This window comes from Paraburkholderia sp. D15 (genome assembly GCF_029910215.1).
Taxonomy (GTDB): domain Bacteria; phylum Pseudomonadota; class Gammaproteobacteria; order Burkholderiales; family Burkholderiaceae; genus Paraburkholderia.
The window spans coordinates 1,533,234-1,554,166 of sequence record NZ_CP110395.1 but is presented as its reverse complement, the minus strand read 5'-3'; the positions used below and the strand labels follow the sequence as shown (position 1 = coordinate 1,554,166).

The following is a 20,933-nucleotide window of genomic DNA, read 5'->3' as shown; positions in this document are numbered from 1 at the left end:
GCGGCTTTACGGGTGGGTTTTACGGGAGGTCTTAACGGCCATTCGTCAACTGCCCGCGCTCGCCCTTCCCGCTATCGTCCGGACGAGCACGCAAGGCACGCCGCTCCGCGCGCCGCCGCCGCAACTCGGCGAGCCGCCGTTTGCCGTGCGTGAGCGATGCGACCGCATGAAACGCAACCGGCGCGAACACCAGCCCGAATAGCGTGGCGGCCAGCACGCCGCCGAACACGCCGGTGCCGATCGAGCGGCGGCTTTCCGCGCCCGCGCCGCTCGACGCCACCAGCGGCACCACGCCAAGCAGGAATGCCGCCGACGTCATCACGATCGGCCGGAAACGCGCGCCCGCCGCTTCGGTGACGGCACGCGTCAACGGCATGCCGCCACGCACCAGATCGCGCGCGAACTGCACGATCAGAATCGCGTTCTTCGCGGCAAGGCCGATCACGGTAATCATGCCGACCTTGAAATACACGTCATTGGGCATGCCGCGCAACAGCACCGCACCGACCGCGCCGATCACGCCGAGCGGCACGACCATCAGTACCGCGAGCGGAATGGTCCAGCTTTCGTACAACGCGGCGAGCGCCATGAACACGGCCAGCAGCGACAAACCGATCAGCAGCGGCGTGAGTTGCGCCGCCGCGGTTTCCTCGCGCGCGGCATCGACCCAGTCGTAACGCACGCCCACCGGCAGCGACGCCGCAAGCCGTTCCATCTCGGCCATCGCCGCGCCCGAGTTGTAGCCCGGCGCCGCGTGGCCGCTCACATCGAGCGACGGGTAGCCGTTATAACGCGTCAGCATCACCGGGCCGATGGTCCAGTGACGCGTCGCGATCGCCGACAGCGGCACCATGCCGCCCGTCGTGTTGGGCACGGCGAGCGCGAGCAGATCGTCTTCCGTCATGCGGGTCGCGGCGTCCGCGGAAATCACCACGCGCCGCATGCGGCCGCCGGTCGGGAAATCGTCGATATAGGTCGAGCCGAAGGTGCTGCCCAGCACGTCGGTGATGCGCTCGAACTGCACGCCGAGCGCGTAGGCCTTGGCCCGGTCGATCACCAGTTCCACGCGCGGCGCGTCTGGCAGATCTTCCGAATGCACCGAGGCCAGCACGGGGCTCGCCTTCGCCTGCGCGAACAACTGCTCGCGCGCGGCCTTCAGCGCGTCGAGCCCGACGCCGCCGCGATCTTCCAGGCGGAACACGAAACCGTCCGAATGTCCGATGCCCGGCACCGACGGCGGCAATTGCGCTTCCACGTCGCCGTCCAGAATGTCGGCGAATTTCGCATTCAGCCGCTCGCGCAGATCCAGCGCGTTGGTGTCGCGCTTGCCCCAGTCCTTGAGTTCGACGAAACCCATCGCCACGTTCTGCCCGCTGCCGGCGAAGCTCCAGCCGATCACGCTGGTCACGTTCGCGATGGCCGGCTCCGCGTGCAGGATCGCCTCCATGCGCTTGACCACCGCCAGCGTGCGCGCCTGCGTGGCGCCCGCCGGCAACTGCACCATCACCTGCAACTGGCCTTCGTCCTCGCTCGGCAGAAAGCCGCCTGGCATGTGCCAGTACAACGCACCGCACACGCCGACCAGCACGACATACACGGCCAGCATCGGACCGATGCGACGCAGCGTGCGCGCGGTCAGGCCGCGATAGCCGCTCGCGGCGCGATCGAAACCGGTGGTGAAACGGCTCGCCGCGCGCGCCGCGAAACCCAGCAGGCCGATGCGTGCGTCGCGCTGGCGCACCGACTTCGAATGCGGCTTAAGCAGGTTCGCGCACAACGCGGGCGTCAACGACAACGCCATGAACGACGACACCAGCATCGATGCGATCATCGCCACCGCGAACTGCCGGTAGATTCCGCCCACACCGCCGGGGAAAAACGCCATCGGCACGAACACGGCGGTCAGCACCGCGGTCACGCCGACAATCGCGCCGCCGATCTGCGACATCGCCTTGCGGGTCGCCTCGCGCGGCGGCAGGCCTTCGTCTTCCATCACGCGATGCACGCTTTCCACCACCACGATCGCGTCGTCGACCAGAATGCCGATGGCGAGCACGAGCCCGAACAGCGTGAACACGTTGATCGACAGCCCGCAGATGTACATCGCGAGAAACGCGCCCATCAGCGTGACCGGAATCACCACGGTGGGCACGAGCGTATAGCGCAGATCGCGCAGGAACAGCCACATCACGAAGAACACCAGCACCACCGCTTCCACCAGCGTGACCAGTACCTCGTGAATCGCGATCTGCACGAAGTGCGCGTTGTCGAAGGGAATCTCGACGGCGACGCCCGGCGGCAATCCCTTCGACAGTTCCGCGAGTCGCGCGCGGATCGCGTTCGACGTTTCGAGCGCATTGCCGCGCGGCCCGAGCTGAATGCCGACCGTCGCGGAGGCCTTGCCGTTCAGCCGCGAATAGAACGTGTAGTTGTCGCGCCCGAGTTCGACCCGCGCGACGTCGCGCAGCCGCACCGACGAACCGTCGGGCCGCGCCTTGATGACGATCTGGCCGAACTCGTCAGCCGAGATCAACTGCCCTTTCACGCTCACCGACGCGGTGAGCTGCTGACCCGGCACGAACGGCGCGTCGCCGAGCGCGCCCGCCGTGACGGTGGCGTTCTGCGCGGCGATCGCGGCGTTCACCTCGGCGGGACCGATGCCGTATTCGCGCAGCTTCATCGGATCGACCCAGACACGCAGCGCTTCGTCGGCGTCCCACAGTTCCGCGGCGCCCACGCCGGGCGCGCGCTTCAGTTCGCGCAACACGTAGCGGCTCAGGTAGTCGCTCAACTGCACCGAGTCGCGCGTGCCGTCCGTCGAGGTCAGCGCGACCAGCATCAGGAATGTGTTGGCGGCCTTGAACACGCTGATGCCCTGCTGCACGACCTGTTGCGGCAAACGCGGCTCGACCTGCTTCAGACGGTTCTGGATGTCGACCAGCGCCATGTCGGGATTGGTGCCGGGTGCGAATGTCGCGTCGATTTCGAGTTCACCGAGGTTGTCGCTGGTGGTCTCGTAGTAGAGCATGTTGTCGGCGCCATCGAGACTTTCCTCGATGATGCTGCCGACGTTCGCATCCACCACCTCGGTGGAGGCGCCCGGATAGGTCGCGGAAATGACGATGCGTGGCGGTGCGAGACGCGGATACTGCGCGACCGGCAGTTGCGGAATCGCCAGCGCGCCCGCCACGACGATGGCAAGCGCGACGATCCACGCGAAAACCGGACGGTCGATGAAAAAGAAAGGCACGCAGTGATCCGGTCAGAGAGAGGGGGTGGAATCCTGTCGATCCATATCGGCCTATAACGTCAATTCGAACGCCCTCACCAGAATGCCGGGCAATTGCATGCCGCCGGTGGCGCGCTCGCCCCAGGTCGAATCGCTCAACAGCAGTTCGGCCTGCGCGCCGATCTGTTCGAGTTCGCTGCCGAGCACGCGATACAGGCTGTCGTCGAAACGCATCGCTTCGAGCGGCGCGACGATCTCGCCGTTCTCCACCCAGAAGGTCGCGAAACGCGTCATGCCGGTGAGGCGGCAGTTCATCCGGTCCGAGAAATTCACATACCAGAGATTGCCGATGTAGATGCCCGTGCCGAGTTTCGCGAGCACCTCTTCTTCCGCGAGATCGCCCGCCTGCATCGACAACGCGACCGGCGATTCGTCCGGCAATGCGCCGTTCGGCGTCAACCCGTATTCGCGCGCACTGCGCGCGTTGGTCAGACGTTCGGCGCCGCGACCCGCTGCGATCAACGGCACGCTGTCGCGCAGATAACCGTCGTCGTTGAAAGCCGGTGCGATGCCCAGACTCAGATCTTCGCTGATCGATACGCGCGGGTCGACTACGATTTCTCCCACATGCAGCTTGTACAACGCGCTACGCGAGTTGGCCTGGGCACGCGCCGAGAAACCGCCCCATGCAGTGACGCCCAGCAGTTCCGCGAGCGCGGCCGGTGCGAGCCACGCGCGGTAATGTCCCGGCTCCAGCACGCGCGGCGCGCGCGCCAGCACGCCAAGACGCGCGGCGGCCTGTTCGACCTTGCGCGCGAATACCGCGTCGCTCCAGTCGTCGCCCGCGTAGCTGGTCTTGATCGCGCGGCCGCTCGGGTCGTACAGCGACCAGCTGAAGTTGAAGCTGTCGACCTCGTACCAGCCGCGGCTGCCGCGTGTCGATGCAAAGCCGCGCACGATGGTGCCGCCCGCGTAAAAGCCGACGAAATCGAAACCCTCCGCGGCCTGCGCGACCGTGCCCAGCAAGCCGTCCGGGTCAGGCAATCTGCCGGCGCGCTGCGTGGTGCGCGTCCAGCTCGACGTGTCGAACAGCAGATGCGGATCGTCCGCCGCGTCGCGCAAGCTCTCGCGCAACGTCGACAGCGCGGCCCGCACGTCGTCGAGATCCTGGTGCAGATCGCCGCACACGGTCAGCGTCGAATACGCCTGACGCGCGCCGTCGATCAACCGCAAAGTCAGCTTGCCTTGCGACACGCTGCCGGTTTGCCGCACCTTGCCCGCGTTGAAGCGGATGAAGTCCGACTGCTCGCCGGCAAACGACGCGAGCGTGGTCTCGCCCTCGCGCTGCAATTCGTCGAGCGCGTCGGCGAGTGCGGTGAAATGCGCCTGCCAGGCGACGGCTTTGATCGGCTCGCTCATCAGGCGCCTCCGAACACGTCGATGTCGCTGAACACGCATGCCGGCGACGCGTGCCCGACACGAATGATCTGCGCCGGTTCGCCCTTGCCGCACATCGACGTGCCGAACACTTCGCGCGTGCCGGCATCGCCGACCGCGCTCAGACTGCGCCAGAAATTCGCCGAGATGCCGCGATAGTTCGGCTGCTTGACGACCTGCGTGAGCCGGCCGTTTTCGATCAACTGACCGAACTCGCAGCCGAACTGGAATTTGTTGCGATGGTCGTCGATCGACCAGGACGTATTGGTGCGCATCAGAATGCCGTGTTCGATGTTGCCGATCATCTGCGCGAGCGAACTGTCGCCCGGCTCGATGTTCAGATTGGCCATGCGGTCGATCGGCGGACGGTTCCAGTTCGAGGCCCGCGAATTGGCGACGCCGGGCAGGTGCGCGCGTTGCTGCGACAGCGCGCCGCCGAGCGGCCGTTCGAGCACGCCGTGGCGAATCAGGTACTGCTTGTCGGCGACGGTGCCGTCGTCGTCGAACGCATAGGCGGCGGCTTCCTCGCGCAGTTCCGGATCGAACGTGACGTTCAGCAGCTCCGAACCATAACGGTAAGAGCCGAACATGTCCTGCTTGACGAAACTCCAGCCGGCGAAGTTGCGTTCGTCGCCGAGAATGCGGTCGAGTTCGAGCGGGTGTCCGATCGACTCGTGAATCTGCAGCATCATCTGGTCCGGCATCAGCAACAGGTCGCGTTTGCCCGACGGGCAATTCGGCGCGGCCAGCAGTTGCAGCGCCTCGTCGGCGACCCGCGCGCCCGAGCCTTCGAAGCCGAAGCGCGCGAGCACTTCGATCCCGCCCTGCCCCAGCGTGCCGTAATGGCCGCCGAGCGTACGCATCTGCGTATCGCCGTCCGCGTGCGCGGTGACGCTCAACTGCGGCATCACGAAGCGGAAACGTTGGTCGATGCGCACGCCGTCGCTGGTCAGATAGAACTGATCCGTGCGGATGATCTGCACGCTCGCCACCCGCTCGACGATGGCCTCGCCGAGCTTCGCGCCCGCGCATTCGGCGCCGAGCAGGTCGAGCCATTCGGCGCGGCTCGGCAACGCGCGTTGCGCATTCGGCGACACGTACTCACCGCTCGCGGCGGGTCGCGCGACCTCGCGATGATCGATCAGCGACAACGCGGCGCACGCCTCGGCGCGCGCGGTGGCGATGTCGAGTGCGGCCTGCAAACCGGCCGCCGAGAGATTCGCGGTCGCCGCGTAACCCGCGCCGGCGCCGACCCACGCGATCAACATCGCGCCGCGATCGCGCACGGTGCGCAGCGGCTGCGCGATGTCGTTGCGGATCTCGTGATCGTCGATCTGTTCGTCGACAATGCGCAGCGACCAGAACGCCGCGCGGCTGGTCAGCGTACGGGCGGCCTGCGCCCAACGTTCGTCAATCATTCAGTGCTCTCGTCAAAAACTAGCGCGCGGCCGGCTCCGCCTCGATCATCGAGGAAGCCAGCAGCGCCTGCGTGTAGGGGTGCGACGGCGCGTGCAGCACGTCGAGCGTATCACCGGCTTCGACAATGCGCCCCGACTTCATCACGATCACGCGGTGCGCCATGGCCCGCATCACCGCAAGATCGTGCGTGATGAACAAATAACTCAACTTGTACTTTTTCTGCAACCTCGTCAGCAGATTCAGCACCTGTTTCTGGATCGACACGTCGAGCGCGCTGGTCGGTTCGTCGAGCACCAGCAGTTCCGGCTCGACGGCAAGCGCGCGAGCAATCGCGATCCGCTGCCGCTGCCCGCCGGAAAACTCGTGCGGATAGCGCAGCATCGCGTCGGCGGGCATGCCGACTTCCTCCAGCAAACCGCCGATACGCGCGCGCCGCGCTTTCGCATCGACCTCCGGCCGATGCACGCTCAGCCCCTCGCCGATGATCTGCTCGACCGTCATGCGCGGCGACAGCGAGCCGAACGGGTCCTGAAACACGACCTGCATGCGCGCATAGAGCGCACGGCGCGATTTCGCGTTTTTCAGCGTGGCGAGCGGCAGTCCGTCGATATGAATCGCGCCGGCCGCCGGCTGCTGCAAACCGAGCACGGTCGCAGCCAGGGTCGATTTGCCCGAGCCGGATTCGCCGACGATGCCGAGCGTTTCGCCGCGCCGCACGCTCAGATCGACATCCTGTACCGCACGGAACGTCGAGCGGCCGAACAGCGAGCGCCAGCCTTGCGCGGCCATCCGGTAGTCGACCGCCAGTCCCATCACGTCGAGCAGACGCGGCGCGTTCGCCTCGACCGGTTCGACCGCGCGGCTCGGCTCGCTGTCGAGCAGACGCCGCGTGTACGGATGCTGCGGATTGGAGAACAGTGCTTCGGTCGTGTTCGTCTCGACCAGCACGCCTTTCTCCATCACCGCGACACGTTGCGCGAAACGCTTCACCAGATTCAGGTCGTGCGTGATCAGCAGCACGGCCATGCCGCGCGCCGCGGCTTCCTGTTCCTGCAACGCGATCAGCAGGTCGACGATCTGCTGGCGCACGGTGACGTCGAGCGCGGTGGTCGGCTCGTCGGCGAGTAGCAGACGCGGCCGGCACGCGAGCGCCATCGCGATCATCGCGCGCTGACGCTGGCCGCCGGACAGCTGGTGCGGAAAACTGTCGATGCGCCGCTCCGGTTCCGGAATGCCCGTGCGCCTGAGCAGTTCGATGCCGCGTTGGCGCGCCGCATTGGGCCGCAGGCCTTCGTGCAGTCGCAGGCTCTCGGCGATCTGCTTGCCGATCGTGTAGAGCGGATTGAGCGCGGTCATCGGCTCCTGGAAGACCATCGCCACGTCCGCGCCGCGCAGTCCGCGCATCTGCTGCTCGGTTTTTTGCAGCAGGTCTTCGCCGTCGAGCAACATGCGGCCGCTCAACTCGGCATGTTCGACGAGGCGCAGGATCGACAGCGCGGTGACGCTCTTGCCCGATCCCGACTCGCCGACGAGCGCGACGCGTTCGCCGCGCGCGATCGACAGGCTGAGATCCTGCACCGCGACCTTGTCGCCGAAGCGCACGGAGAAGCGGTCGATTTCCAGCAGTGGCCGGCTTTTTGCCGCCGGGGTTTGAGTGGCGCTCATCGCGGACCTCCACCGAAAGCGGAACCCCGCGAGCGGGTATCGAGCGCGTTACGCAACGCGTCGCCCATGAAAGTCAGCAGCAACAGCGTGATCACCAGCGCCGCGAATGCCGACACCGAAATCCACCACGCGTCCAGATTGTTCTTGCCCTCCTGCAGCAACTCGCCGAGGCTCGGCGTCGGCGGCGGTACGCCGAGGCCGAGAAAGTCCAGACTCGTCAGCGACAGGATCGCCGCGCTCATGCGGAACGGCAAGAACGTGATGACCGGCGTGAGGCTGTTCGGCAACACGTGGCGCCACATGATCTGCCAGTTCGACAGTCCCATCGTACGAGCCGCCTTCACGTAATCGAGCGAGCGGTTGCGCAGGAATTCGGCGCGCACATAGTCGGAAAGTACGAGCCAGCCGAACATCGACAGCAGGATGAACAGCAGCCACAGCGTCGGTTCGAAAATCGACGCGAAGATGATCAGCAGATACAGGTCCGGCATCGAACTCCAGATTTCGATCAGCCGCTGGCCGATCAGATCGGTGCGCCCGCCGTAAAAGCCCTGCACCGCGCCGGTCAGCACGCCGATCAATACGCCCGACACCGTCAGCGCGAGCGCCATCAGCACCGACAGGCGAAAGCCGTACAGCAGACGCGCCAGCACGTCGCGGCCGAACTGATCGGTACCGAGCCAGTTGCTCGCGGTCGGCGGCGCCGGATACGGATGCGCGGCGAAGTAGTCGATCGTGTCGTAGTTGAAATGATTCGGCGGATAGATCGCGAAGTTGCCGTTCGATTCGAGCCGCGAGCGGATATACGGATCGAGGTAATTCGCCTTCGCGGGGAAGTCGCCGCCGAATAGCGTCTCGGGATACTCCTTCACGATCGGGAAGTAGTAGTGGCCGCCGTAGCGCACCAGCAAAGGCCGGTCGTTGGACAGCACCTCGCCGAACAGGCTGACGACGAACAGCGTCACGAAGATCACGAGGCTCCAGTAGCCCAGACGCTGCCGCTTGAATCGCAGCCACGTCCGGCGCCAGGGAGACGGCGACGCCGCGTGCGCCGCGCCGGCCGCGTCAGCGGTCCAGCCGGTTGAATTGGATGCGGGGGTCGACGAGGACATAGCAGACGTCTGCGATAAGTTTGGTGATGAGGGCGATCAGCGTGAACAGGAACAGCGAACCGAGCACGACCGGGTAATCGCGGCGGATCACCGAGTCGTACGACAGTTGGCCCATGCCGTCGAGCGAGAACAGCGTTTCGATCAGCAGATTGCCGTTCAGGAACGCGCCGACGAAAGCCGCCGGCAAACCGGTCAGCAGCGGAATCGCGGCGTTGCGCAGCACGTGTTTCCACAACACGTCGCGCTCCGGCGCGCCCTTCGCTCGCGCGGTCAGCACATACTGGCGGCCGATCTCTTCGAGGAAGGTGTTCTTGGTCAGGATCGTGACGATCGCGAAGTTGCCCACCACCGACGCGGTGACGGGCAGCACGATATGCCACAGATAGTCGAGCACCTTGCCGAACACGCTGAGATCGCCGAAGTTATCCGACGTGAGGCCGCGCATCGGGAACACCTGCCAGAAGGTGCCACCGCCGAACAGCATCAGCAGCAGCACGCCTAGCACGAAGCCGGGAATCGCGTAGCCGGCGAGCACCAGCACGCTCGTCACGGCATCGAAGCGCGAGCCGTTGCGGATCGCCTTCGAAATCCCCAGCGGCACCGAGATCAGATAGGTGAGCAGCACCGTCCATAGACCGAGCGTGATCGACACCGGCAGCTTGGAGCGGATCACGCCCCACACGCTTTCGTGCTCGTAGTAGGACTGGCCGAGATCGAAGGTCGCGTAATGCTTGAGCATCAGCAGATAGCGTTCGAGCGGCGGCTTGTCGAAGCCGAACTGCTTCTTGATCTGCTCGATCTGCTGCGGGTCCACGCCCTGGCTGCCGTGGTAGCCGCCCCCGCCCGCCCCCGCCTCTCCGCCACGGCCAGTGCCGTGGCGGAGTTGCGTCATCACCTGTTCGACCGGCCCACCCGGGACGAACTGCGTGACGACAAAGGTCAGGGTGACCACGCCGAGCAACGTCGGCACCATCAAAAGCAAACGTCTGAGAATGTAGGCAAGCATGCGGAGCCTCAGTGAGCCGTAGCCGCTGTCGTGGCGCTGACAGTCACGACTGCGGTGGAGTTCGACGCGCTCGGGACCGGCGGCGTTTTCGGGTCTTTCGGGTCTTTCGGGTCTTTCGCGTACCAGTAGTTGATCACCCAATCTTCGTACTGGTACGACATGGGCACGGTTGGCGGATGACCGAGCGTGGTCTTGTAGCCGATCCGCGCATTCGGCGCGTAGTACTCGGGCACCAGATAGAACGAATAGGACAGCACGCGGTCGAGTGCCTTGGTCGCCGCTTCCAGGTCGTCGAGGTTATCCGCCGACAGCGCCGCGTGAATCAGCGAATCGACCGCCTTCGAACGGATGCCGGGGTAGTTCTCCGAACCCACTTCCGACGCCGCCGCGCTGCCGAAGCGGCGCGTCAACTCCGCGCCTGGAATCGTCACCGGCGGATAGATGAAGGTGGTCATGTCGTACTCGAAGTTATTCAACCGCTTCTCGTACAGCGCGCTGTCGATCTCGCGCATGTGGGCCTGAATGCCGAGCGTGCCGAGCGCCTGCATATACGGCAGGATCAGGCGGTCCATGCCGGGCTGATCGTCCATGATCTCGATCGTCATCGGCGTGCCGTTGGCGTCGCGCAACGCGCCGTCGCGATAGTGCCAGCCGGCCTGCGCGAGCAGATCGCGCGCGGCGCGCAGATTGGCGCGCAACGAGTCCGGGGCAATCGTGCCAGGCTGCTTGAGCATCGGACCGAACACTTCCGGCGGCACCTCGTTTTTCAGCGGTTCGAGCAGCGCCAGTTCCTTCGGCCCCGGCATGCCGGTCGCGCCGAACGGGCTCGCCTCGAAATAACTGTTGGTGCGCCGGTATTGTCCGTAGAACATCATCCGGTTCATCCAGTCGTAGTCCAGCGCGAGCGACAGGGCATGACGCACGCGCGGGTCCTGGAACATCGGCTTGCGCAGATTCATCAGCATGCCCTGCATCTGCGCGGGGCCGTCGGCGAATTCGCCTTTCTTCAGCAAGCCGTTGTCGAAGTTCTTGCCGACGTATTTGCGCGCCCATTGGGCCGCGCTGTATTCGACGATCGCGTCGGCGTCGCCGGCCTTGAATGCTTCGAGCTGCGTGTAGTGGTCGCGGTACAGCTTGAATACGATGCGCTCGAAACGGAACATGCCGCGCCGCGACGGCAGATTCGCCGCCCAGTAGTCCGGGTTGCGGCGATACGAAATCTGCTTGTCGTTCTTGCGGTCCTCGATCAGATACGCGCCGCTCGCGATCGGCGGCACGGTCGCGATCTGGTCGAACGCCGGACGTTTGCCATCGGCGCCCATGCCCCACTTCGGCGAGAAGATCGGCAGATCGCCGGCGATCAGCGGCGCGTCGCGTTCGGCGTGCTTGAAGTCGAAGCGGATCGTGCTGTTGTCGATCACGGTCGCGCGTTTGATCACCGAGAACTGCGCGTTGAAAATCGGCGAGGCCTTCGAACTCGTCAGCGTGTCGAACGAGTACTTGACGTCCGCTGCCGTGATCGGATCGCCGTTCGAAAAGCGCGCGGCCGGATTGATGTGGAAAGTCGCGGAAGTCAGATCGGCCGCGACGTCCACGTCGTCGGCGATCAACGGGTATTCGGAGGCGAGTTCGTCCCAACTGCGCTGCATCAGCGTGTCGAACATCAGAATCTGGATGTCGGGCGCGGGCGCGCCACGTAGCAGAAACGGATTCAGCGAATCGTAGGTTTGCAGTTCGTTGTAGTTCTCGAAACTGAGCGAGCCGTTAGTGGGCGCATCAGGGTTCGCGTAATCGAAGTGCGTGAAACCGGCGGGATATTTCGGTTGATCGTATTGCGCGATCGAGGGCTTCGCGTGAGCCGGCGCCGCAAGCGGGCCGAGCGGACCGAACAGCGCGACGCACGCCGCCGCTGTCAGCGCGAATCTCGAGTTGAGGCGGTCAAGCATGGTTGTCCTCATTCCACCAGGTTGGCCGCGAGCAGGTTCGCCACGACGCCCACGAACGTGTTCGTTAGCGTGCTCGAATGCTGGCACATCGGTTGTGACTTCATCGCTCGGTACGGATGCTCCGGTTTATGACCAAAGGCACGATTCGTCCGCTCGCGGTAGCGAGCCGGCCGAATGCGTCCGAAAGACGGGTACTCGATAGACACCCGCTCCGGCTTTCAATGTCGAAAACCGGAGCGGGACCGTTCGTCAGGCTTCAGGAATCAAGCGATCAGAACTTGTAGGTTGCGCCAATCTGCGCGTAACGGCCAATGAAGTTGTACAGCGACGTGTCGTACCCGGTCTGATAGTACGGGTACTGCACGAAGTTCGGATCGTACGGCGGCGCACGATTGAAGATGTTGTTGATGCCGCCGTAGATGGTCCAGTTCTTGAAGCCGGTATAGCTTGCCGTCAGGTTGAACACGCTGAGCGAACCGATTTCCGCCGGAATGCCCGGGGTCGAGCCGACCAGACCTTCGAGCGTCGTATTGTTGTACGGGCCCGTGTAGTTCCACGTCAGCGCCGTATTCCACTTGCGGTTCGGCGACTGCCAGCTGACTGTCGTATTGCCCTTCCAGCGCGGGAACGAACCGCCGAACGACAGCGACAGCGAGCTGTTGTTGCCCGCGGCATCCGTCGACCCATTGGCGAGGCCACTGGTCTGGAAGTGCCAGATGTAGCCCCAGTCCGTCGACAGCGCGAAGGTACCGAGTTTGGTCGGCAGCGCCTGATGGAAGTTGGCCTCGAAACCGTCCGTATGCAGATACGAGAAGTTGACCAGCTGCGAGTTGATGTAGTCGATCGTGCCGGAGTTCGGATTACGGATCACGTTGGCCGGGTTGTTCGCATCCACCGTCGGCTGCAACGGGGCGATCCCGATCACGTTCGACACGTCGATCTTGTACCAGTCGAAGCCGAAGTCCGTGTTACGCGCCGGCGACAACTCGAAGCCGACGTTGTAGTTGCGCGTGCGTTCCGGTTGCAAGTTCGGATTGCCGTGCATCAACTCGGGCACGTTGACGTTCTGGTTGTACTGCGCGCTGCCTGCGTACGTATCGATGGCCGACTGCGAACCCAGCGATGCGCCCGGTGCGGATTCGACCAGCGTCGGCGCGCGGAAGCCGCGGTTATACGACGCGTAGGCGGTGAATGCCTGCAGCGGCTGATAGCGCAGGGCGAAGCGCGGCGAGAACGCGCCGCCGAACTGGTTGTAGTGGTCGTACCGGCCGGCCTGGCTGAACGTCAGGTTCTTGATGATCGGAATATCGATCTGGTAGAACACCGCGGCCACGTTGCGGCTCGCGTCTGCCTGCTGCAGCGGAATGCCGGCGATCAGGTTCTGCCCCGTGCCCACGCCGGTCGGATTCTCGATCGATTCGCTCTGATGCTGGAACTGCGAACCGAAACCGATACCCACGTCGCCGGTCGGCAGGTGGAACAGGTTCGGCGTCGAAATCGTGGCATCGACTACGTCGAGCTTCGAGATCGCGAGGTACTCGGCGTTGCTGAACAGACCGTTCAAGCCATTCGGCGTGGCCGACGGATTGGCGAAATCGAAGCCGCCCGCCAGAACGTTCTGATACGCGGCCGCGTTCATCACGTTCGTGTCCGTGACCGCCACCACGCTTTGCGAATGGCCGTAGCTCGTCGCCCAGTTCCAGCTACCCCACTTCGTGGTGTCGAACTGGCCCTTCAGGCCGGTCGAGAAAGACCAGAAGTTCGCGGTCGACTGAATGCCTTCCGGCACGTTCGGGAACGTGTAGTTGATCGGCGTCGCGACGCCGAACGGGTTGTACGGATTGGTGGCTGCCACCGAGTTGTTGTTCGCCACCGGGCCGGTTGCCGGCGAATACGAGAGCGGCGAGCTGAGACCGTTGAAGCCTGCGACGCCGGTCGTGATCGAGCTGGTGGAATAGCTGTCCCAGATGTCGGCGAACGCCTGGACGTTGTCGTTGATCTTGAAGTCGCCGTGGATCTTCACGTTCGCGTGTTCGTTCTCGGGCGCCAGCGAATCGATGCTGCTGGTGTTGTACGCGCACGCGGTGCCCGGCTGGAATGCCGCCGTCGTCGAGGTCGCGGTCGAGATCGTCTTGCCGCCCGCGCAATTGCCCACCGCGACCGGGCCGTTGCCCGTCAGCCAGTAGGAGGTCGGCTGATTGTTGCCGTACGGGAAGATCTGGCCCGAGGTCGTATCGCGCTGCGAGAGGTCGATGCCGCTCGTGTGCGAATAGCTGGCGGCGGCCGTGAAGTTATAGCCGTCCGAGGTCAGGTTGCCGAAGCCGCCCAGAATGTTGAACTTGTCCGTGCCTGCGCCGCCGTGCTGCGCGCCGCCCAGGCTGCCGTCCAGTTGCAGCCCCTGGTAGTTGTGCTTGGTGATGATGTTCACCACACCCGCGATTGCGTCGGAGCCGTACTGCGAAACCGCACCCGTCTTCACGATTTCGATGCGGTCGATCATGTTCAACGGCAGCGAATTCAGATCGACGAACGAGTCGGTAAAGTTCGTGTTGAGCGCGTAAGGCGCGACACGTTGACCATCGATCAGCACCAGCGTGTACTTTTCGCTCAGGCCGCGCAGTGCGATACCCGCGCCGCCCGGCGCCGTGCTGTACGTATAGTTGTCGCCCCAGCTGCTGGCCGAGTTGGCCGCCGTCGAGCGCAGGAAGTCGGACACCGTGGCGGCGCCGCTGGCCTGAATGTCTTTCTGCGAGACCACCTGCATCGCCTGGAAGCCGGTCTTGTCCGACTGGCGGATCAGCGAGCCCGTCACCTCGAACTTCTTCAACTGCTGGACGTTGCCCTTGCCGGTCGTCGCAGTGGAATTGTCCGCGGACGCAGCGGCCGCCGCGCCCGAAGCCGGTGCAGCAGCAGCGGGCGTGCTGGTGGTGGCGGTGCCCGCCGTGGAACCGGTCGCGGCCGGCTGGCTTTGCGCAAACGCCGGAACGGCGATTGCGGCCGACAACGCCAGTTCCGCCCAGATTATTCTTTTGATGGCCAACGCCAATGCCCTTTGTTTCATTTTTCCCCTTCTCGCTCGTCAGTAAGGCCACAGCTGTATGTGAGGCGAGGTCTTATGAACCTCTCCACTCGATATACGGCGATCATTGCGCCGCGCTCCGTTAAAGCCGCCCCATGCCCATTGCCGTCCTTTCGAACCGGCATTCGATCTGCCGGAATGAAAAAACAGCCGGACACACGGAGCACTTCAAATGCTCAATGTCGGACTACTTATTTATTACAAACGAAATGCGCAGCGCTTTCTAATTTATTCAAGCTCTTGTTCAATACAACGTATGTGGGGCGACGGGCGATTCCAGACGGTCGATCCAGCCACGACACCTTAAGGCATGCTTACAGATATAAATAAACCAGGTTTTCGACAAAACGTGGACTACGGCACTAGAACAATCGCGGCGTCCCCACCCAGACGATCACCGCTTCTTCTCCGGCGGTATTAGCCCACGCATGCGGCACGGTGGACTCGTAATGCGCGGTGTCACCGGCCTGCAATACGAAGGTCTTACCCTCCAGCGTGAGGGCGATTTCGCCGCTCATCACATACAGAAACTCTTCACCCGCGTGCGTCGTGACCTCCGACGGGTTCTGCCCCACCGGCATTCTGACGAGAATGACTTCCAGCTTGCTGCCGACCGACAGGTTCGTCAGCCGTCCAAAAAGATTCGCGCTTCCGTCGAAGCCGAAGTACTTCAATTCGCTGCCTCGCCGTACCGAACGGTCTTCCGTCGGCGTATCGACGAAGTACTGCACCGTGACGCCCAACGCTCGCGCGATACCGACCAGCGATGTAATCGACGGGGTTGCATGACCCCGCTCCACCTGCGACAGAAAGGGTTTGGATATCCCCGCGGTCGTTGCCACTTCGTCCAGCGTGCGCTTGAGCCGTTGGCGAAGCGCGCGGATTTTGCTGCCTATTGAGACTGCTACCTGTGCCTTGTTATCGAGTGGCAAAACCATAGCAAGACAGAATCCCGTAGTCAAAAATAGTTTGATAAAAGCTAATTATGTTTCATCGTTTGCAACACCCTCCGTTTAAACACGCTGGATAAGCGTGATGAGATGCCGCCATGGATCAGTCGACCGGATGGGTATGACCGGGACATCCACGCTCTTCGCGATTCGCACGATCGTTGCGCGATCGTTGCGCGCCCAACCATGTTCAGGCAGCAGCGAGTACCTGAGCACTAACCAGCGAGTGCGTTTTTCGCGCCTCGTTACGACCGGGTTCGATCGAGCGCGCAGCGCCCGTTCGAACCGGCCCGCTACACGTTCGTTACTTCGACGCCACCAGTACCCACAAACGCGCGAGGTCCGCTGAACCGTCGGTGCCCTTCACCGCGCGGAAGGTTTGCACCGCGCGGGTCTTGTCGCCGGCGATGTAATAGGCTTCGCCAAGATGCAGTTGCGCCTGGTCCGGATGATCGAGACCGCCCTTCGCGATGGCCGCATCCATGGCCGCCAGACCTTGCTTCGCCTGGCCCGCGAACACCTGATTGAAGCCGGCGTTGACGGGCGGCACGGGATTGGCCGGATCGGCCGGCGCCTGCGCGCGTTTCGCCGCGAGCGCCTGAAGGCGTTTCTCTCGGTCGGCCTGCGCGTCATGTCCCAACACACCCGACGAGAAACCCTGATCGATGACCTGCTTGCCCTCGGCGGTTGTGCCCGCAACGATCGCGAGTTGCGTCATCTCCATGTAGTCGTCCGCGCTGCTCAGCGAACCGGTGGCGCGCCGCAGACGATACGTATCGATGTCGAGCGCCGACGAATAACCCGGCTTGTTGCGGATCGCCGAGAACAGATCGTCCCAGTAGGACTGTTTCGGGTGATACGCCACCAGCTTTTCAAGCGCGCCGCGATACGTCGCGTCGTCCTTCACGCGCTGCGCGCACGTGCCCAGCAATTGCAGTTGCGATTCATCCGGTGCGTGGCCGGCGCGCACCTGTGCGTCGACGGCGGGCTTCAGCAAACCCACCACGCTCGCGCAATCGTTCGACAGGTAGTAAGACTGAACCAGTAGCGTGCGCATGTCGGGATCGCCGCCGCCCGCCTTCAGATAGCGCTGCGCGACCTTGGCCGCCTGCGCGTAGTTCTTTTCCTGGAAGTAGATGCCCGCAAGCGCCGCGCTGGTGCGCTGCTCGTCCGCGCCGCTCAGCTTGCCGGAGCTCAGCAAGGTTTCGTACGCCTGGGCGGCGACGCCGGATTCGCCGGCGGCCGCGGCAGCCGCGCCGCGCATCTCCTCGATCATCGTGCTTTCGTACGGCGTCTTGCCGGGCACGGCCGCGGCCTGATCGATCTTCGTCAACGCGTCCTTGTACTTGTGCGCGCGGTACAGATCCTGCGCGGCGTTCAGCGGCTTCGCGACATCCGGCCGCAACGTATCGGCCGCGTGCGCGGCGGTGGGCAGCAACGCGAGCGTGGTGAACCCGCCGACCGCGGCCGTGATGACGGCGCGCCTGAACCGTTGATGGATCGTTAGCATTGCCCTTTCCTATTGCATGTACTGCTCATTGCCGATCAGGCCGATCTTGGTCGCGCCCAGTCGTTGCGCGGACGCCATCACAGCCGCGACGTCCTTGTACGGCACCAGCTTGTTGGGCCGCAGATGAATTTCCGCCTGCACCGGCTCGGCCGCGACCTGCGCGAGCCGCGATTCGAGCGCGGCGCGATCCGGAACCGGTTGCCCGTTCCAGGTGGTGGTGCCGTCGAAATCGATGTCGATCTGGACGACTTCCGGCTGCGTGATCGGCGGCGGCGGATTGCCGACCGGCAGATTCATCTTGATCGCGTGCGTCTGGATCGGGATCGTGATGATCAGCATGATGAGCAGCACCAGCATCACGTCGATCAACGGCGTGGTGTTGATGTCGACCATCACGTCCGGCTCGCCGCCGCCCGAGGATACGTTCATTCCCATTCTTGACTCCTGTCGATCTCACTCGCCGCGCGCCGGCGGCTCCGTGATGAACGAAACTTTCGCAATCCCCGCACGCTCGCATTGCGTGATGACCCGGCCGATAAACTCATACCGCGTCATCTGATCGCCGCGCACGTGCACTTCCGGCTGCGGCGTCTGCACCGACACGGTCTTCAGGCGTGCCAGCAACGTCGGCGCATCGACCTGCTTCTCGTTCCAGAACAGATCGCCATCCTTGTTGATTGCGATGACGATGCTCTTCGGCGTGGTCTGCAACGGCTGGATCGTCTCCTTCGGCAACTGCACCGGCACCGTGTGCGTGACCACCGGAATCGTGATCAGGAAGATGATCAGCAGCACCAGCATCACGTCCACGAGCGGCGTGGTGTTGATCGTGGAGATCACCTCGTCGTTGTCTTCCTGCCCGACGCTCATTGCCATGACGGACTCCGCTTATTGGGCCAGCGACGTTTCACGCGATGCGGCACGCGCCGAACGACGGCTGCCGGCCAGCAACACGGTATGCAGTTGGGCGCCGAACGCACGCACCCGCTCCATCACCGACTTGTTGCGGCGGACCAGGAAGTTGTAGCCGAGCACCGCCGGCACCGCGACCGCCAGACCGATCGCGGTCATGATCAGCGCCTCGCCCACCGGACCCGCGACCTTGTCGATCGATGCTTGACCAGCGATACCGATTGCGGTCAGCGCGTGATAGATACCCCACACCGTGCCGAACAGACCGACGAACGGTGCAGTCGAGCCGACCGTGCCGAGGAAGGCCAGGCCGTCCTGCAGACGGTTCGATACGTTGGTGATCGCGCGCTCCACCGAGTTGTCGATCCACGTATTGCGATCGACGGCTTCGAGCAGCGCTTCGTCGTGATGTTCGCCGGCCTCGATCGCCGTCTCGGCGATGAAGCGGAACGGCGACGCTTCGTCGAGCAGCTTCGTGCCTTCGACCAGCGACGGCGCCGTCCACAGTTGCTCGTCGGCGCTCTTCGCACGGCGGTTCGCACGGAACTGCTCGAAGAACTTGGTGATCATGATGTACCAGCTGCCCATCGACATCAGCACCAGCAGGATCAGCACGAAGCGCGCGACGAAGTCGCCGTTCTTCCACAACGCACCGAGGCCGTAGGGGTTGTTGACGGTTTCGTTCGCGGCCGGTTGCGGCGGCGGCACGGCTTCATCCGTGGCCGAGCCGGCCGTCTGCGGCGCGGCGGTGGCCGCCGTGGCGGGAGCCGCCGAAGCCGTGGCGGCTGCCGACGCGGTGGCGTCGCTAGCCTGCGCCTGCGCCATATGCGGTGCGACAAAGGTATCCACCGTGGTTACGGCGAACAACAGGGTTGCCGCCAGTGCGGCGAGAGTACGCTTCTTCATGCCTGCTCCATGTTCATTAGTACAACTGCTAAACCAAGACTGATAAATCGCTACCGGTACCGAACAGCCTGTGCACTCAGTTCAGATTAAACGAGAACGGAACTTGCACACGGACAGCCTGGCCTTGGGAAACGCACGTGAACTGCTTGACCGCGTTGAACGCTGCACGATCGAGTGAAGAATCATCCGACGACTTGGCGACACGCTCGTTCGTGATATGACCTTGCGGGTCCACGACGAACTCGACCAGCACATCGCCCGTTACGTTGTTTTCCTGCGCTTCTTTCGGGTACTTGATCGACGAGCGGATCTGATCCGAATTCGGGCACACCACGCCGACCTCGGTGCTGACCGGCTTGCTGGGCGCGGGCGGCGCCTGAGTCGGTGCAGCCACTGCCGGCGCGGAAACGACCGGCGCGGCCTGATGCGTGATGGTCGGCTGCGGCGGCGTCTGAACCTGCACTTCCGGTGGCGGCACGAACGGCGGCGGCGGCGGCGCGAACTTCGGCGGCGGCAACTGCACGGTCGGCAGCGGAGGCGGCGGCGGCGGCTTCACCGGCTCGATGATCTTGGTTTCGATCGGATGCTGGATGACCTGAACGACCTTGGTGGCGAGGCCATTCACGAGTGCGTAGATCAGCACCACGTGCAGCAGCAGAACGACGGCGATGCCGCCGAAGCGGCGTACTGGATTCTGCTGCTTGCGCCCGAACTCGCGCGGGCGCCCCGGCCTTTCCATGCGGGCCGCTGCTGCCGGAAATCGTGCTTCAACTTTCGTACCCACCTTTACTCCTCCGGCGTGAACCGTCCATTGCTGTAACTGCAGTGAGCCTGGGTGCCGCGACCACCATGCACCGTTCTCCATTCACTTCGGCCGAGCCGGTCGATAGCACGCGCAGTCGCTTTGCAGTACAAAACGACTGTCATGCTCTCCAGCTCAGATCCGGCATACACAAGCTGTCACGGGATACGGACGTAACGAGTCCCGCGATATTCTTCGCCCAGTCTAAGTAGATGTACTAATAGATTAAATTTGTCTCGCGGATTTCTTTTTCGCATCCACGCATCCGACGACTCGAACGAGGTTCGCTGCGGCGCGAGGAATTTTCCGCGCCAACGTCACATGCGTTTCATGGGAGGGAACGATAGCAGGACAAAAAATGCGCGGTCAAACTTTTTTTGATGTCAGCATACTAAGTTTAGAGAGGTAACTCTAACTCATGCCGGAATTGCACCGCTTTAAAAGAATTAGCGTATGTCGAACGGATATAAAAGCGACTTTCGACGCCCGACAATAGCGATGCCGCAGCTCATGCAAGCGGCATTGAGGTGTCCTTCGAGGGTTCTCGCGACGCCTTGCCATCGGGCTGCAACGCCCGTCAGGCTTGGCTTTCTCGACGATCACAAAGTAACCGTCGTGATGCGTGAACAGCAAGGACTATTGATGACCGGTCGACGGAACGACGCCGCCACCGAAGGCGAGAAGATAGCAGAACGGAAAGCGTGTTTGAAAAAACTTTTAGCGGTATTTACGACACCGCGAATAAAGTTTTCAATTGCGCACGCTATTAAATTACAAATTTATACGGATTTATTACATATAGCCGACAGAACAGATAATCCGTTTGCTGCGTGATGCGTATTGGTTTTTTGCCCTGTGACGGATGACATTCCCGACGCAACTCGCGATTCGCGCTGGCGGACTGAAGCGCAGCGGTGCAACGGCAATTCGCATTGCCATCGCACCGCCCTGCTCTGCTTT

At 63.4% G+C, this 20,933-nt stretch carries 15 protein-coding genes; 1 reads left to right on the top strand and 14 read right to left on the bottom strand.

What is annotated here, in order from left to right; genetic code table 11:
- Positions 1–31 precede the first annotated feature (31 nt).
- The 14 genes from LFL96_RS06725 to LFL96_RS06660 form a co-directional block, all read right to left on the bottom strand.
- On the bottom strand, positions 32–3,250 hold the full coding sequence (locus LFL96_RS06725; RefSeq protein ID WP_280999416.1) for a multidrug efflux RND transporter permease subunit: 3,219 nt from the start codon (positions 3,248–3,250) through the stop codon (positions 32–34).
- Positions 3,251–3,301: 51 nt separating this feature from the next.
- Positions 3,302–4,648 carry a metallopeptidase TldD-related protein gene (locus LFL96_RS06720; RefSeq protein ID WP_280999414.1) on the bottom strand — a complete coding sequence of 449 codons (1,347 nt, stop codon included), beginning with the start codon at positions 4,646–4,648 and terminating at the stop codon, positions 3,302–3,304.
- On the bottom strand, positions 4,648–6,084 hold the full coding sequence (locus LFL96_RS06715) for a TldD/PmbA family protein (RefSeq protein WP_280999412.1): 1,437 nt from the start codon (positions 6,082–6,084) through the stop codon (positions 4,648–4,650). The genes LFL96_RS06720 and LFL96_RS06715 overlap by 1 nt, the downstream gene beginning before the upstream one ends.
- A 19-nt stretch (positions 6,085–6,103) precedes the next feature.
- Positions 6,104–7,750, bottom strand: a complete 1,647-nt coding sequence (locus tag LFL96_RS06710; RefSeq protein ID WP_280999411.1) for a dipeptide ABC transporter ATP-binding protein — start codon at positions 7,748–7,750, stop codon at positions 6,104–6,106.
- Complete coding sequence (locus LFL96_RS06705; protein ID WP_280999409.1) at positions 7,747–8,862, bottom strand: ABC transporter permease; 1,116 nt, start codon at positions 8,860–8,862, stop codon at positions 7,747–7,749. Before LFL96_RS06705 ends, LFL96_RS06710 begins: the two co-directional genes overlap by 4 nt.
- Positions 8,816–9,868 carry an ABC transporter permease subunit gene (locus tag LFL96_RS06700; RefSeq protein WP_280999407.1) on the bottom strand — a complete coding sequence of 351 codons (1,053 nt, stop codon included), beginning with the start codon at positions 9,866–9,868 and terminating at the stop codon, positions 8,816–8,818. Before LFL96_RS06700 ends, LFL96_RS06705 begins: the two co-directional genes overlap by 47 nt.
- A gap of 8 nt (positions 9,869–9,876) precedes the next feature.
- Positions 9,877–11,814, bottom strand: a complete 1,938-nt coding sequence (locus LFL96_RS06695) for an extracellular solute-binding protein (RefSeq protein WP_280999405.1) — start codon at positions 11,812–11,814, stop codon at positions 9,877–9,879.
- A gap of 271 nt (positions 11,815–12,085) precedes the next feature.
- The gene (locus LFL96_RS06690) at positions 12,086–14,875 is read right to left on the bottom strand and encodes a TonB-dependent receptor (protein ID WP_280999403.1); all 2,790 of its coding nucleotides are present in this window, start codon (positions 14,873–14,875) and stop codon (positions 12,086–12,088) included.
- 380 nt (positions 14,876–15,255) lie between these two features.
- The gene (locus tag LFL96_RS06685) at positions 15,256–15,831 is read right to left on the bottom strand and encodes a cupin domain-containing protein (RefSeq protein ID WP_280999401.1); all 576 of its coding nucleotides are present in this window, start codon (positions 15,829–15,831) and stop codon (positions 15,256–15,258) included.
- A 316-nt stretch (positions 15,832–16,147) separates the two neighbouring features.
- A complete protein-coding gene (locus tag LFL96_RS06680) occupies positions 16,148–17,353 on the bottom strand; it encodes a tetratricopeptide repeat protein (RefSeq protein WP_280999399.1) in 1,206 nt (401 codons plus the stop codon).
- Positions 17,354–17,362: 9 nt separating this feature from the next.
- Positions 17,363–17,788 carry a biopolymer transporter ExbD gene (locus LFL96_RS06675; protein ID WP_280999397.1) on the bottom strand — a complete coding sequence of 142 codons (426 nt, stop codon included), beginning with the start codon at positions 17,786–17,788 and terminating at the stop codon, positions 17,363–17,365.
- Positions 17,789–17,806: 18 nt separating this feature from the next.
- Entirely contained in the window at positions 17,807–18,229 is a 423-nt protein-coding gene (locus LFL96_RS06670) for a biopolymer transporter ExbD (protein ID WP_280999395.1), read from the bottom strand.
- 12 nt (positions 18,230–18,241) lie between these two features.
- Complete coding sequence (locus tag LFL96_RS06665) at positions 18,242–19,171, bottom strand: MotA/TolQ/ExbB proton channel family protein (protein ID WP_280999393.1); 930 nt, start codon at positions 19,169–19,171, stop codon at positions 18,242–18,244.
- A 76-nt stretch (positions 19,172–19,247) separates the two neighbouring features.
- Positions 19,248–19,910, bottom strand: a complete 663-nt coding sequence (locus tag LFL96_RS06660; protein WP_280999391.1) for an energy transducer TonB — start codon at positions 19,908–19,910, stop codon at positions 19,248–19,250.
- A 561-nt stretch (positions 19,911–20,471) separates the two neighbouring features.
- Between LFL96_RS06660 and LFL96_RS06655 the strand changes: the two genes are divergently transcribed.
- On the top strand, positions 20,472–20,807 hold the full coding sequence (locus LFL96_RS06655; RefSeq protein WP_280999389.1) for a hypothetical protein: 336 nt from the start codon (positions 20,472–20,474) through the stop codon (positions 20,805–20,807).
- Positions 20,808–20,933: the final 126 nt, after the last annotated feature.

What these genes read in the sequence shown, in the direction of transcription:
- LFL96_RS06720 (WP_280999414.1), bottom strand. Translation starts at nt 4,648, where the DNA reads ATGAGCGAGCCGATCAAAGCCGTCGCCTGGCAGGCGCATTTCACCGCA.
- LFL96_RS06715 (WP_280999412.1), bottom strand. Translation starts at nt 6,084, where the DNA reads ATGATTGACGAACGTTGGGCGCAGGCCGCCCGTACGCTGACCAGCCGC.
- LFL96_RS06710 (WP_280999411.1), bottom strand. Translation starts at nt 7,750, where the DNA reads ATGAGCGCCACTCAAACCCCGGCGGCAAAAAGCCGGCCACTGCTGGAA.
- LFL96_RS06705 (WP_280999409.1), bottom strand. Translation starts at nt 8,862, where the DNA reads ATGTCCTCGTCGACCCCCGCATCCAATTCAACCGGCTGGACCGCTGAC.
- LFL96_RS06700 (WP_280999407.1), bottom strand. Translation starts at nt 9,868, where the DNA reads ATGCTTGCCTACATTCTCAGACGTTTGCTTTTGATGGTGCCGACGTTG.
- LFL96_RS06695 (WP_280999405.1), bottom strand. Translation starts at nt 11,814, where the DNA reads ATGCTTGACCGCCTCAACTCGAGATTCGCGCTGACAGCGGCGGCGTGC.
- LFL96_RS06690 (WP_280999403.1), bottom strand. Translation starts at nt 14,875, where the DNA reads ATGAAACAAAGGGCATTGGCGTTGGCCATCAAAAGAATAATCTGGGCG.
- LFL96_RS06685 (WP_280999401.1), bottom strand. Translation starts at nt 15,831, where the DNA reads ATGGTTTTGCCACTCGATAACAAGGCACAGGTAGCAGTCTCAATAGGC.
- LFL96_RS06680 (WP_280999399.1), bottom strand. Translation starts at nt 17,353, where the DNA reads ATGCTAACGATCCATCAACGGTTCAGGCGCGCCGTCATCACGGCCGCG.
- LFL96_RS06675 (WP_280999397.1), bottom strand. Translation starts at nt 17,788, where the DNA reads ATGGGAATGAACGTATCCTCGGGCGGCGGCGAGCCGGACGTGATGGTC.
- LFL96_RS06670 (WP_280999395.1), bottom strand. Translation starts at nt 18,229, where the DNA reads ATGGCAATGAGCGTCGGGCAGGAAGACAACGACGAGGTGATCTCCACG.
- LFL96_RS06665 (WP_280999393.1), bottom strand. Translation starts at nt 19,171, where the DNA reads ATGAAGAAGCGTACTCTCGCCGCACTGGCGGCAACCCTGTTGTTCGCC.
- LFL96_RS06660 (WP_280999391.1), bottom strand. Translation starts at nt 19,910, where the DNA reads ATGGAAAGGCCGGGGCGCCCGCGCGAGTTCGGGCGCAAGCAGCAGAAT.
- LFL96_RS06655 (WP_280999389.1), top strand. Translation starts at nt 20,472, where the DNA reads ATGCCGCAGCTCATGCAAGCGGCATTGAGGTGTCCTTCGAGGGTTCTC.